14 protein-coding genes are annotated in these 13473 nt (G+C 44.1%); 2 read left to right on the top strand and 12 right to left on the bottom strand.

Annotated features, from left to right (window positions below; all coding sequences use genetic code 11):
• Positions 1–490: 490 nt before the first annotated feature.
• Entirely contained in the window at positions 491–1957 is a 1467-nt protein-coding gene (locus tag R7127_RS05360; protein ID WP_005372966.1) for a sodium-dependent transporter, read from the top strand.
• Entirely contained in the window at positions 1954–2049 is a 96-nt protein-coding gene (locus tag R7127_RS05355; protein WP_005372963.1) for a MetS family NSS transporter small subunit, read from the top strand. The genes R7127_RS05360 and R7127_RS05355 overlap by 4 nt, the downstream gene beginning before the upstream one ends.
• 68 nt (positions 2050–2117) lie before the next feature.
• Here the strand turns inward: R7127_RS05355 and R7127_RS05350 are convergent, their stop codons facing one another.
• From R7127_RS05350 to R7127_RS05295, 12 genes are all read right to left on the bottom strand, one after another.
• Positions 2118–2519: a hypothetical protein gene (locus R7127_RS05350; protein WP_005372960.1), complete on the bottom strand. Its 402-nt coding sequence runs from the start codon at positions 2517–2519 to the stop codon at positions 2118–2120.
• Positions 2520–2731: 212 nt separating this feature from the next.
• Positions 2732–4162, bottom strand: a complete 1431-nt coding sequence (ptsG, locus tag R7127_RS05345; RefSeq protein WP_005372959.1) for a PTS glucose transporter subunit IIBC — start codon at positions 4160–4162, stop codon at positions 2732–2734.
• A gap of 444 nt (positions 4163–4606) precedes the next feature.
• A complete protein-coding gene (locus tag R7127_RS05340; protein WP_005372957.1) occupies positions 4607–5374 on the bottom strand; it encodes a TatD family hydrolase in 768 nt (255 codons plus the stop codon).
• The gene (locus tag R7127_RS05335; protein ID WP_206970740.1) at positions 5365–6327 is read right to left on the bottom strand and encodes a DNA polymerase III subunit delta'; all 963 of its coding nucleotides are present in this window, start codon (positions 6325–6327) and stop codon (positions 5365–5367) included. The genes R7127_RS05340 and R7127_RS05335 overlap by 10 nt, the downstream gene beginning before the upstream one ends.
• A gap of 24 nt (positions 6328–6351) precedes the next feature.
• Complete coding sequence (tmk, locus tag R7127_RS05330; protein WP_206970741.1) at positions 6352–6984, bottom strand: dTMP kinase; 633 nt, start codon at positions 6982–6984, stop codon at positions 6352–6354.
• A complete protein-coding gene (gene mltG, locus R7127_RS05325) occupies positions 6981–7997 on the bottom strand; it encodes an endolytic transglycosylase MltG (protein ID WP_005372950.1) in 1017 nt (338 codons plus the stop codon). Before mltG ends, tmk begins: the two co-directional genes overlap by 4 nt.
• Positions 7994–8809 (bottom strand): aminodeoxychorismate lyase, encoded by an 816-nt coding sequence (pabC, locus tag R7127_RS05320; protein ID WP_104975488.1) that lies wholly within the window; start codon positions 8807–8809, stop codon positions 7994–7996. Before pabC ends, mltG begins: the two co-directional genes overlap by 4 nt.
• Positions 8810–8916: 107 nt before the next feature.
• Positions 8917–10167: a beta-ketoacyl-ACP synthase II gene (gene fabF / locus R7127_RS05315; RefSeq protein ID WP_005372948.1), complete on the bottom strand. Its 1251-nt coding sequence runs from the start codon at positions 10165–10167 to the stop codon at positions 8917–8919.
• Positions 10168–10260: 93 nt separating this feature from the next.
• Positions 10261–10494, bottom strand: a complete 234-nt coding sequence (gene acpP, locus R7127_RS05310) for an acyl carrier protein (protein WP_004406112.1) — start codon at positions 10492–10494, stop codon at positions 10261–10263.
• Positions 10495–10740: 246 nt separating this feature from the next.
• Positions 10741–11475, bottom strand: coding sequence for a 3-oxoacyl-ACP reductase FabG (gene fabG / locus R7127_RS05305; protein ID WP_025767222.1), 735 nt, complete (start codon positions 11473–11475; stop codon positions 10741–10743).
• A 45-nt stretch (positions 11476–11520) separates the two neighbouring features.
• Complete coding sequence (fabD, locus tag R7127_RS05300) at positions 11521–12444, bottom strand: ACP S-malonyltransferase (protein ID WP_005387313.1); 924 nt, start codon at positions 12442–12444, stop codon at positions 11521–11523.
• Between the two features lie 75 nt (positions 12445–12519).
• Positions 12520–13470, bottom strand: a complete 951-nt coding sequence (locus R7127_RS05295) for a beta-ketoacyl-ACP synthase III (protein ID WP_017821385.1) — start codon at positions 13468–13470, stop codon at positions 12520–12522.
• Positions 13471–13473 lie beyond the last annotated feature (3 nt).

Here is a 13473-nt window from a genome sequence, read left to right as displayed (position 1 = left end):
CTAAACACCATTGTTTGGCAAAGTAACGAAGCATCATCTAGATAGGTGCACAAAAGATAGCCGTACGCCCTAATTCATCAAAATAGTCTTAAACACCAAAGCAATTATTAGATCCCAGTCATTTATTCCAGACAAACAACCAACCACCCACACAAAACCACAATCAAACTCAAATTTAACAAGATTAAAACCAGACAACGCATCTGAATTAACATTTAGATTCTATTGCGCTAAGTATTATTAGAAGTTAGTCTGATCAGTGAAAACAGATAAATATTTCAGTTTTATCAAACACACATCAAAATTTTAAGATTAATAATCTACTTTCTCTTACAGTAGCCAGAATATAGCTCTATAAAATTATAAAAAGTTAGAATTAAGGATAGAAAAGCTGATGGATAACAGCGGTCCTTTCTTCCAACTGTTTGCGCAATTATTACTGTGTTACGTAGAGAGCTTCATTCCTCAGGGAGTCTTATAGGAGTCAAATATGAAGCGAGAACAATGGGGATCCCGGGCGGGATTCATCTTAGCAGCAGTTGGGTCTGCTATCGGTTTGGGAAACATTTGGCGTTTCCCATACATGGCCTATGAAAACGGTGGCGGCGCATTTTTTATTCCTTACATTTTTGCCATGATCACTGCCGGTATTCCATTTATGATCCTTGAGTTCAGTATGGGACAAAAATACCGAGGCTCGGCACCAAAAACACTTGCGAAAATTCATTCTAAATTTGAATGGCTTGGCTGGTTCCAAGTTGGTGTGGCTGCAGTTATTGCCGTTTACTATGTGGCTGTTATCGGTTGGTCGATTTCTTACTTTGGGTTGTCGTTCACTCAAGGTTGGGGAACCGATACCAACGCATTTTTCTTTAGTGAATACCTAAAGCTAGGTGACAACTCACCAACAGACTTAGGCAGTATTCAATGGAAGATTGCTTTATCCATGGTAATTGCTTGGGCAATTACTTACACCGCTATTGCCAAAGGCGTGAAATCAGGAATTGAACGAGCATCTAAAATTATGATGCCAATCCTATTCTTGATGGTGATTTTCTTAATCGGACGTATGATTTTCTTGCCAGGAGCTCTAGATGGCGTGAACTACATGTTCGAACCCGATTTCAGCAAAATTTGGGATGTGAAAGTATGGGCAGCGGCATATGGTCAGATCTTCTTTACGCTAAGTATCGGCTTCGCCATCATGCTAGCTTACTCTAGCTACCTACCAGAAAAGTCAGACATAACGAATAACGCGTTTATGACCGTGTTGATCAACTGTGGCTTCTCGATCCTAGCCGGCATCATGATCTTCTCAGTATTGGGTTACATGGCTCAAGAGCAAGGTAAGCCGTTAACAGAGGTGGTATCTGCAGGCGTTGGCTTGGCTTTTGTTACTTTACCTGCGGCAATTAACCTACTACCTGCCCCATATATTCTTGGTCCACTGTTCTTCTTTGCACTGGTGGTTGCTGGTCTAAGTTCGCATATTTCAATTATGGAAGCCGTAACTTCAGCCATTATCGACAAGCTGAAGTGGAGCCGTAAAAAAGCTGCAAATGTTGTGATTGGTATTGGCTTCGTTGTCTCTATGGCGTTTGCTACCAATGGCGGTCTGCTGCTACTCGATCTAGTAGACCACTTTGCAAACAACGTTGGCATCATGGTTGGTGGTCTGGTTGAGATTGTCTTGATGGCGTGGCTATTGAAGCGCGTGCCAGAAGTACGTAATTACGTTAACGAGCGCTCTGATTTCTCTGTTGGTCAATGGTTCGAGATCTGCTTACGCTTCGTTACACCAATCATGCTCGCCATTATCTTAGCGACCAAGCTATACGCCCTAATTACTGAAGGCTACGGTGGCTATGATCTAACTTTAGGCTGGGCACTTATCGCCGCACTCTTTATCTTTGGTCTAGTGATCAACGCAGTGAACCGCAAGGAGACAGCAAAATGACAATCAGCGCAATTATTATGATGGTTATTGGTTTAGGTATCACTTGGGGCGGCGCTGCCGTTTGCATCAAGCGAGCCATGGATAAACAATAGAACGTTAAGTTCCACATAAAAAACGCCGGTAGTTACCGGCGTTTTTTTATACATACATTAGTTCAATTCTAGAAACTGTACTTGATGCCAACGGCGCCGCCAAGTTGCAAGTCAGCACCTTTGTAAAGATCTAGCTCTGGGTGTATTTGACCATAAAGGTCCCAGCCGCGTGATAAATCCCAGTTCACACCAAGTGGTACTCTCACACCAAACTCGTCATCCCATTCATACCAGCCACCAACGCCGACATACCAAGTCACAGGCATGTTTTGATCGAATGTTCCACGCTTAGCGATGTAATCAAACGCCATACCATCGTTTCCGATAATGCCACGATATTTGTTATCTAACTCTACAACAACACTTAATTGTTGATCGACAGCCATACCAACTGATAGATCCGTTGGCTCGCTTGCCGCCATTGCCGTACTAGAAACTAGTCCCAAAACTAAAATGAATTTGTTCTTCATACACGTTATCAATTATTCAAAAAAACATTATTCGCTATTCAAACATAATGGCATATCAATATGTCAACGATGGGTAAGCTCGATGTATGAAAAAGCTGACAAAAGTAAAGATGAGTTTAGGATCACACTAAAAAGGAACTGTCAGTTAATAAAATAGGAACTAAAAAAGGAGGCCGAAGCCTCCTTTTATGCATTACTATGAATGACTGCGATTAACCGTGGTTACGAATCCACTCATCCATTTCAGTTTTTAGGTTATCAGACTTAGTACCGAAGATAGCCTGTACACCACCAGCTACAACTACAACACCAGCAGCGCCTAGTTGTTTTAGCTTGTCTTGGTCAACAGCTGCTGTATCTGCAACTGCTACACGTAGACGTGTGATACATGCATCTAGACCAGTAATGTTAGCTTTACCGCCAAACGCTGCAACCAGTTCACCGCCCATATCAGAGCCAGAAGTTACAGCTGCACTTTCCGTTTCATCTTCACGGCCAGGTGTTTTTAGGTCAAGCGCTGTGATTACACCACGGAACACTACGTAGTAAATTACTGCGTAAACTAGACCAACGGCAATCATTAGCACCATCTTCTGAGCGTTACCAGATAGAACTAGGAAGTCGATCAGACCGTGAGAGAAAGAAGTACCGTGTACAAAGCCTAGAGTGTTCGAAACGATGTATGCAGAACCAGCTAGTAGAGCGTGGATACCGTATAGTAGTGGAGCAACGAATAGGAATGAGAATTCGATTGGCTCAGTAATACCAGTTAGGAATGAAGTCAGTGCAGCTGACGCCATGATACCCATTACTTTTGCACGGTTTTCTGGTTTAGCACAATGAGCAATTGCGATTGCTGCAGCTGGTAGACCGAACATCTTGAACATGTAACCACCCGCTAGCTGACCGAAGCCGTTACCAGCAGCACGAGATGCTTCATCAGCAACTAGGTAACAAGTTAGTACACCATTTTGAGCTTCACCGGCAGCGTTAACACAAGAACCTGCTTCGAAGAAGAACGGTACGTTCCATACGTGGTGTAGACCGAATGGGATTAGAGAACGCTCAACAACACCGTAGATACCGAATGCTAGCTGTGGGTTTTGGTGTGCAGCCCAATCAGAGAATGCAGAAATTGCACCGCCAATTGGTGGCCAGATAACAGAAAGGATAACACCTAGGATGATCGCAGCAAAACCAGTGATGATTGGCACTGCGCGCTTACCAGCGAAGAAGCCAAGGTACTCTGGAAGTTGGATTTTGAAGAAACGGTTGAATGCCCAAGCAGCCACACCACCGACAAGGATACCACCTAGTACACCTGTATCGATTTTCTCAACACCCATAACGCCCGCCATTACACCTAGCGTTGCCGTCATGATGCCGTAACCAACGATAGCTGCAAGACCTGCAACACCGTCGTTGTTAGTGAAGCCTAGAGCTACACCTACTGCAAATAGAAGTGCCATTTGGCCGAATACTGAACCACCAGCTTGTTCCATAAGATTAGAAACGATCTCTGGAATAAAGCTTAGATGGGCAGCACCCACACCTAATAAAATACCTGCAACTGGTAAAACTGATACTGGAAGCATCAGAGCCTTACCAACTTTTTGCAGGTTAGCAAAAAGGTTCTTAAACATGTTTATGCTCCTGATAAATTTATAAGTATTATTTGGGCACTAACGGCACACCCCCGTAGCCTAAAGGTTAGCACCCAATGAAAATGTAACCACAACTGCATTATATTTTCCGGCTCTAAATATATATTGATGACCCTCAAACTTTCCACACAGTTACGAAATTTAGTTTCAAAACAAGTCTTGGATCACACCCAAAAACAGCCGATGAAAAGGTTTGCATTGCACTTATGTTGCTGTTTCATAAAGAATTAATTATTTATATAATTAATTTTAAGGCGTAAATAAAATACGCCTCAATGTTATTTTTAGTAACAAAATTACATTTGTGATTTTTGAATGTTATTAAATCAACATTTTTAGTAAACATTAAACTCGTGAGCGTATCTGTTGTTTTTATCAACAAAAAAGGAGCCTAAGCTCCTTTTTTATGCTCTTATTATTTTTTTATCGCAAAAAAAGATTTCGGAAGTTTTCGGTGGTTTTTTGTGCCACTTCAGAAAGAGAGCACGATTTGAGTTGCGCAATATAAGAAGCGACTTCGACAACGTAAGCGGGTTGATTCTCTTTGCCACGATGAGGGACAGGAGCCAAGTAAGGAGAATCTGTCTCAATAAGAAGCTTCTCTAAAGGTAGAGTCTTCACCACTTCTTTTAACTCTGTAGCTTGACGGAAAGTAACAATCCCCGAGATAGAAATATAAAACCCCAGCTCCAGTGCAGCTTCAGCAAATGGAAGATCTTCTGTAAAACAGTGGATAACACCACCACATTTCTCTGCCCCACCCTTACGCAAAATATCTAGAGTATCCGCACGTGCGTTTCTGGTATGGATAATTAAAGGTTTGTTGAGCTCCACTGCAAGATCAACGTGTTGCTCAAAGCGCTCTTTCTGTAACGCGGCCGTTTCGGGCTTGTAATGATAATCTAAACCCGTTTCGCCAATAGCGACGACTTTTGCATTCGACGCATGGTGGCGCAATACGTCCATCGAAAAGTCGCTTTCAACATCAAGTGGGTGCACACCGCACGAAGCATAAACATTGTCATAAGGCTCGATCATTTCCATCATTTTCGGGAAAGAATCCAGCGTTACTCCAACAGAAAGTAGTTCAGTTACGTTTGCTTGTTTAGCTTTGTTAATAACGTCTTCCACATTGATGTGGAGATCGTCGTAATTCAATTTGTCTAAATGACAATGAGAATCTACGAACATAATGCCTCTCGTGATTCAATTAACCAATTCATTGATAGTAGCTCAAGGTTCAGGCCAGGAAAGGCTTGCACCTGAGCTTTCAGGTTCATCAGCGCCTTCGCTGATGAGTACAAACCGTTATAGTTGTCCGGTTGAAACTTTGTCGCGCCCGGAAGCATTTGAGCTTCTGATACACCAAACTGCGCTTTCTGAGCATCTGTCAGTAAATACCATGCCCAGTCTAGTGATTGCTCTGAGTGTTTAGCGATTAAAGAAGCACACTCAGAAACGTCTGAAACAGGCGAAGACATTGCCTTAATAAAACTGCGTTCAAAAGCCAAGTAAGCTTCGAGATCGCCATTATTTAACGCATCCAATGTTTTTATTGGAGAGCCCATATTCAGTTTTAAGGCATAAGTAGGAACTTGCTTCGCCCCTTGTTCGTGCATCCATTGCATCGCTTGTTCCGCTGACGGAGGCGCAACAACCCAGTGTTGGCAACGGCTACGAATCGTTGGGAGCAGACGCTCCTGATTGTGGGTAACGAGCAAAAACAAGCACTTTGCCCCAGGCTCTTCTAGCGTCTTTAACAGCGCATTCGATGCCGACTCGTTCATAGAGTCCGCCGGTTCTATTACAAATAGGCGGTAACCATTAAGCTGAGATGATTCCTGAGCAAGACGGTTACAAGCGCGAATTTGGTCCACCGTTATCGCCTTTCCTTCTTTCTCTGGCTTGATCCAGTGTAAATCAGGGTGGTTTTGAGATTGATTTAGCTGGCAGCTATGACAAAAACCGCATGCTTCACTCGCGTAATTTTGGCAAAGAAGTGCTTGGCTAAAAAACTCGATAAGTTTTTCGATGCCCAAGCCCTGCTCGCTTTGTAATAAAAGCGCACCTGGTATTCTGTCCGACTCTAACCCTACTTTGAGGTTATCCCATATTGGCTGTAGCCATGGATAATCATTTAACATGAGTCACCTAAATTTACGTTTCACTTATTGACGATCTAGCCACTCGTTTAGAGCGTCCCGAATATCACGCGACACGCCTTCAATCGTCTGTTCTGCGTTAATGATAACGATGGAAGGATCGGCATGAGCAATCTCCAAATAACGCTCACGTGTACGCTCGAAGAAACTAATATCCATCTTCTCTATACGATCTAACTCACCACGCCCACGTGCACGCTCAAGCCCAACACGAGGGTCAATATCCATATAGAGAGTGAGAGCAGGTTTAAAATCACCAAGCGTTGTATCCCGGAGATTTTTCATTAACGATGCGTCAATCTGACGGCCACCACCTTGATAAGCTTGCGACGACATATCGTGTCGGTCACCAACCACCCACTGACCGTTTTCCAAAGCTGGTTTGATCACGTTCTCAACCAACTGAACACGTGCAGCGTACAGAAGAAGCAACTCCGTCATGTCCTTAAGTTCTTCGCCTTCGTGCTCTTCTTTCACCAGAGCGCGCATTTTTTCTGCTAGCGGTGTGCCTCCTGGCTCACGGGTATTTACGATATCCTCAATACCGGCCGCTTTTAGCGTATCTAAAACGGTTTTAATCGCAGTGCTTTTACCCGCGCCTTCTAGGCCTTCAACGACAATAAAGTTTGCTTTCATCATTTGTTCTTTCTTAGTTCTCTTAAATAGGCACGAACAGCACGGTTGTGCTCAGCAAGGGATTTCGAGAATACATGTCCGCCCTTTCCACTTGCTACAAAATATAAATAGTTGCTGCTTTCTGGATTCAAAGCCGCTTCAATAGAAGCTTCACCAGCCATCGCAATCGGTGTTGGTGGCAAACCATTGATGGTATAGGTGTTATATGGTGTCGGCGTACGCAAATCTTTCTTACGAATGTTGCCATCGTAGGCGTCACCCATACCATAAATAACTGTCGGATCAGTTTGTAACCGCATACGTTTGTTCAATCGGTTGATAAACACAGAAGCGACGCGCTCACGCTCAGAATCAATAGCCGTCTCTTTCTCGATGATAGACGCGAGAATCAAGGCTTCATATTTATCCTGTAATGGCAGCTTTTCTTGACGAGCTTCCCAGCTAGCGTCCAGTATTTTATTGAGTTTTCGATGCGCTCGTTTTAATAACTGGCTTTCACTCGCACCCGCTGTGTAATGGTAGGTTTCTGCTAAAAACAACCCTTCTAGCTTTTCTCTCTCAATTCCGAGCTTCGCAGCCATTTCTTTTTCTGAAAGATCGGTTAAATCATGCTTTAAATAAGGAGCACTTTTTAGTTGATCTACCCATTCAGAAAAGCGGCTGCCTTCAACAAAAGTGATCGCAAACTGGTATTCTTTTCCAGTATTCAGATGCTCCAATGTTTGCGAAAGTGACATACCAGGCTCAAGTTGGTAAGTACCCGCTCGCACTTGCAACAATTCTGGATATAAGTGAGGAATTAAACGGATGTACTCCGATGTTTCAATCACCTCATCTTCAACTAAGGCGCGCATGACATGATGAAAGCTTGTACCACTTTCTACAGTAAACAGCTGAGGTTGTTCCAATAGAATAGGCTTTTCAACGTATTGTTTAGCCTGTGAAATTATATAAAAAACAGCTGCTGCGCCTATCACTGCGATCAGCACAACAAAAGCCAACAGTTTTTTAATCACGTAGTTAAATTCCCTTGCAGTCGTTGAGTCAATTTTCCTATAGGAAATATAGTCTTAGAGTTCGATGTCACTATGCTGCGAATAGGTGCGACACCTAATATTGAGTTACACATGAAAGCCTCGTCAGCACTAAGCAAATCTGGAAGTATAAAACGCCCCTCGATGACTTCAATATGACTTACTTTAAGTAACTCAAGCACCTTACGACGCATTACGCCCGTAACGCCTGATAAGGTCAGCTCCGGCGTAAATACTTTATTACCTTTAACCCAAAAAAGGTTGGCCATTGTAGTTTCAATGACATGGTTTTGCACATTTAACGTTATTGCATCTGCAAACTCTGTATTGTCGATTTCAGCCTTGGCTAGAATCTGCTCTAAACGGTTGTTGTGCTTATGTCCCGCAAGTAAAGGTTGAATCCCTAGACGAGTATTGCAAACGCCCAAGTCCACACCTTGTTCTTGCCAAGATGAATAATGAGAAGGAAACGCAAAATTGGAAATCGTCACGATAGGGCCTTCAATCCCATTAGGGCTATACCCTCGCCCGCCAATACCGCGGCTAACGTGAATCTTCACCCCCGCTCGTGCGTCAGATAAAACCGCTTTGCTTGCCCAATCATGCACAACTTTCCAGTCAGGTGAAGAGATCTTCAAAGCGTCAAGGCAAGCACTCATGCGCTCAGTATGTTCCTGCCAGTAAACCAACTCTCCATTTTGGGTCAGGATGGTGGTAAAGCCTCCATCACCGTATTGGAATGAGCGATCACCTAGCTCTACATGCGTTTGCGGAACTCCATTTACCCAAAACATTCACATACCTTCAAATTAGCAGACAACAAATAAAACAAAACGGCTCAATGCTAAGCATCGAGCCGTTAGAATACAAGTTTCGCTTATCTAAATTAGGTTAGATAGTGTTACTCAGCGAACTTCTTGAAGATCAAAGAACCGTTTGTACCACCAAAGCCAAACGAGTTACAGATAGCGTACTCCATACCTTCAACTTTGCGCGCTGTATGCGGCACAAGGTCGATGTCTAGACCTTCTTCTGGATCATCAAGGTTAATGGTTGGCGGAACAATTTGGTCAACCAAAGACATAACCGTGATAATTGCTTCAACAGAGCCTGCTGCACCTAATAGGTGACCAGTCATAGACTTAGTTGATGATACAAGTACTTGCTTCGCACCTTCTTCACCAAGAGCACGTTTCACGCCCTTGATTTCTGCAACGTCGCCAGCAGGAGTAGATGTACCGTGAGCATTCACATAACCTACTTGGGTACCTGTGATGTTCGCGTCACGCATTGCCGCTTCCATCGCAAGTGCACCACCAGAGCCATCTTCGCTTGGAGAAGTCATGTGGTAAGCATCACCAGACATACCAAAACCAACCAGTTCTGCGTAAATCTTCGCGCCACGTGCTTTTGCGTGTTCGTACTCTTCAAGCACCATCATGCCAGCACCATCACCTAGAACAAAACCATCACGGCCTTTATCCCATGGGCGAGACGCTTTTTGAGGCTCTTCATTACGAGTAGATAGTGCTTTAGCTGCACCGAAGCCAGCCATGCCAAGAGGCGTAGAAGCTTTTTCTGCACCACCAGCAACCATCGCATCTGCATCGCCGTAGGCAATCATACGTGCTGCATGGCCGATATTATGCAGGCCAGTAGTACATGCGGTAGAAATCGCGATATTTGGACCACGGAGACCACGCATGATAGATAGGTTACCTGCAACCATGTTTACAATGGTCGAAGGAACAAAAAATGGGCTAACTTTGCGAGGGCCTTTGTCTACTAATGCAGTATGGCCAGTTTCGATAAGGTCAAGACCGCCAATGCCTGAGCCGATAGCAACACCAACTCGAGCCGCATTTTCTTCGGTAATTTGTAAGCCAGAGTTATCAAGAGCTTGAATACCCGCTGCAATGCCGTACTGGATGAAAAGGTCCATCTTACGAGCATCTTTTTTAGACATGTACTCTGTGCAATCGAAATCTTTAACAAGACCTGCAAAACGAGTTGAGAAGTTCGTAGTATCAAAGTGCTCGATATTTACGATACCACTTTGACCTTCTAGCAGGGCTTTCCAAGATGATTCTACTGTGTTGCCTACCGGTGACAACATACCCATGCCAGTGACAACTACACGACGCTTGGACACGATATAATTCTCCGGGAATTGAATATTTCTATGAGAGGATAGAAGAAGTTAGAAAGAACACAGGCGGTCTAGGAGACCGCCTGGGAGAGCTAATTACTGAGCGCTGTTTACGTAGTCGATTGCAGCTTGAACAGTAGTGATCTTCTCAGCTTCTTCGTCAGGAATCTCAGTGTCGAATTCCTCTTCTAGAGCCATAACTAGTTCTACAGTGTCTAGAGAATCAGCACCTAGATCATCAACGAAAGAAGCTTCGTTTTTAACTTCTGCTTCGTCTACACCTAGCTGTTCAACAATGATTTTCTTTACGCGTTCTTCGATGTTGCTCATTTTTCTTTTCCTTTACAGATTTCGCCTAATGCGATGATTCCGTAGTTTATTCGAACTATTGAAAGTTGCAAGGGGGTCCTTGCTGGTCAAACCACAAAATTAGCGAATTTAACCGAATTTCAATACATTTTTGACTTAAATCATGCACAAATCTTGCGCATAAGCATGACAAGTTCATGACAGTTAACTGCAACTATAGGCTATTTTTCACAATGTAAAATAGCTTATTTTGCATAAACTGTCGCATTAAACCATGTACATGCCACCATTTACATGCAAAGTTTCACCAGTAATGTACGCTGCTTCAGGAGAAGCAAGGAAAACTACTGCTGATGCAATTTCACGTGGGTCACCTAAACGACCTGCTGGCACGTTCGACAAAGTTGCCGCACGTTGGTCATCACTTAGCGCCTTAGTCATGTCAGTTTCGATGAAACCAGGAGCAACAGTGTTCACTGTTACACCACGAGACGCAACTTCACGAGCCATTGATTTAGTAAAACCAATCACGCCCGCTTTCGCTGCTGCGTAGTTAGTTTGACCAGCATTACCCATGGTACCAACAACAGAGCCTACGTTGATGATACGACCCGCACGTTTTTTCATCATACCGCGTAAAACCGCTTTAGACATGCGGTAGATAGGCGTTAGGTTGGTATCGATGATGTCGTTCCACTCATCATCTTTCATGCGCATCAATAGGTTGTCACGAGTAATACCAGCGTTATTCACCAGAATATCGATCACACCAAATTCTTCGTTGATCGTTTTTAATGTCGCTTCGATAGACTCGACATCAGTCACGTTAAGCGCTAAGCCTTTACCGTTATCACCAAGATACTCGCTGATAGCAGCCGCACCACTTTCAGAAGTAGCAGTACCGATAACCGTAGCACCTCGCTCGACAAGAAGTTCCGCGATCGCGCGGCCAATACCACGGCTTGCGCCGGTAACTAGCGCGATCTTACCTTCTAGATTCATCATGTTGTGTTTCCTTTTCTTATCGCAAATTTATCGCTTGATGGATTACTTCGCAGCGTCTAGCGATGCGATATCATTCACTGCTGCTGCAGTTAGCGTTTTCACGATACGTTTTGTTAGACCTGTTAAAACTTTACCAGGACCAAGCTCAAGAAGATTTTCTACGCCTTGTTCGTGCATCAGTTCAACTGTTTCAGTCCAACGAACTGGGCTATGTAGCTGACGAACAAGCGCATCTTTGATTTTTGCAGGATCTGTCTCAGCAACCACATCAACGTTGTTGATAACTGGCAGCTGTGGTGAGTTAAATTCGATAGACTCAAGAGCTACAGCAAGTTTTTCCGCTGCTGGCTTCATAAGTGCACAGTGTGAAGGTACTGAAACAGGAAGAGGAAGCGCACGCTTCGCACCAGCTTCTTTACATAGCGCACCAGCTCGCTCTACTGCGTCTTTGCTACCAGCGATAACGACTTGACCAGGCGAGTTAAAGTTTACTGGAGAGACCACTTCGCCTTGCGCTGCGTCTTCACACGCTTTTGCAATCGCATCATCAGCCAAACCGATAATCGCGTACATTGCGCCAGTACCAGCTGGTACTGCTTCTTGCATAAGTTGACCACGTAATTCAACCAGCTTGATGGCTTCTTTAAAGTCGATAACACCCGCACATACAAGTGCTGAGTACTCACCTAGGCTGTGACCGGCTAGGTTTGCTGGTTGCTCTAAGCCAAGTTCCTGCCATACACGCCAGATTGCAACAGATGAAGCTAGCAAAGCTGGTTGAGTACGGAAAGTCTCGTTTAAATCTTCTGCAGGTCCATTTTGAACAAGCGCCCATAGATCGTAACCTAGTGCGTCAGATGCTTCTGCAAATGTTTGTTTTACTACGTCATATTGTTCGCCTAGTTCTGCAAGCATACCTACAGCTTGAGAACCTTGACCTGGAAATACGATAGCAAACTTGCTCATGTTGTTTTCCTTTAAGCAAAGTAAAAAGAAATAAGATGCACCAAGTGCACCTTAAATTTTGAATTCTTGTGAAACTTAGAACTTCACAAGGGCCGAGCCCCAAGTGAATCCGCCGCCAAACGCTTCAAGAAGCAGAGTTTGACCGCGTTTAATACGACCATCACGTACCGCTTCATCTAGTGCTGTTGGCACCGTCGCAGCTGATGTGTTGCCGTGTTTATCAAGTGTAATCACGACTTGGTCTAGTGACATCGAAAGTTTCTTCGCTGTCGCTGAAATAATGCGGTAGTTCGCTTGGTGCGGCACTAGCCAGTCTAGTTCAGACTTATGCATGTTGTTGGCTTCAAGCGTATCTTTTACTAGTTTCGATAGCTGAGTTACAGCGACTTTGAATACTTCGTTCCCAGCCATATGAAGCCATTTATCCGCATCTTGCCCCCGCACAGGTACAGGTAGGCTTAGAAGCTCTCCGAATTGACCATCCGAGTATATGTGGGTAGAGATAATGCCAGGCTCTTGGCTAGCGCCTACGACAACGGCTCCGGCACCATCACCAAATAGGATAATGGTTGAACGGTCTGTCGGATCACACGTTTTAGACAAAGCATCTGAACCAATCACAAGTACGTTTTTGCACATACCAGATTTGATATGTTGGTCTGCAACAGATAATGCGTACACAAAACCAGAACAAGCAGCGGCTAAGTCAAAAGCTGGACAACCTTTAATGCCAAGCTTTGCCTGCACCTGACACGCAGATGAAGGGAAAGTATGGCTACTGCTCGTTGTGGCTACGATAATCAGGTCGATATCGTTTTTATCAATACCCGCCATATCGATAGCGTTTTCAGCTGCGTAGAATGCCATGTCTGCTACAGTTTCGTTTTCTGCAGCAATTCGACGCTCTTTAATACCCGTGCGAGCAACGATCCACTCATCACTTGTATCTACCATTTTCTCTAGATCTGCGTTTGTACGCACCTGAGATGGCAGGTAGCTGCCAGTACCTAAAATTTTGCTATACATGAA

The organism is Vibrio sp. 1159 (assembly GCF_033340395.1).
GTDB classification, from domain to species: domain Bacteria; phylum Pseudomonadota; class Gammaproteobacteria; order Enterobacterales; family Vibrionaceae; genus Vibrio; species Vibrio alginolyticus.
The sequence above is the reverse complement of the archived record's forward strand: the minus strand, read 5'-3'. Positions and strand labels throughout refer to the sequence as shown.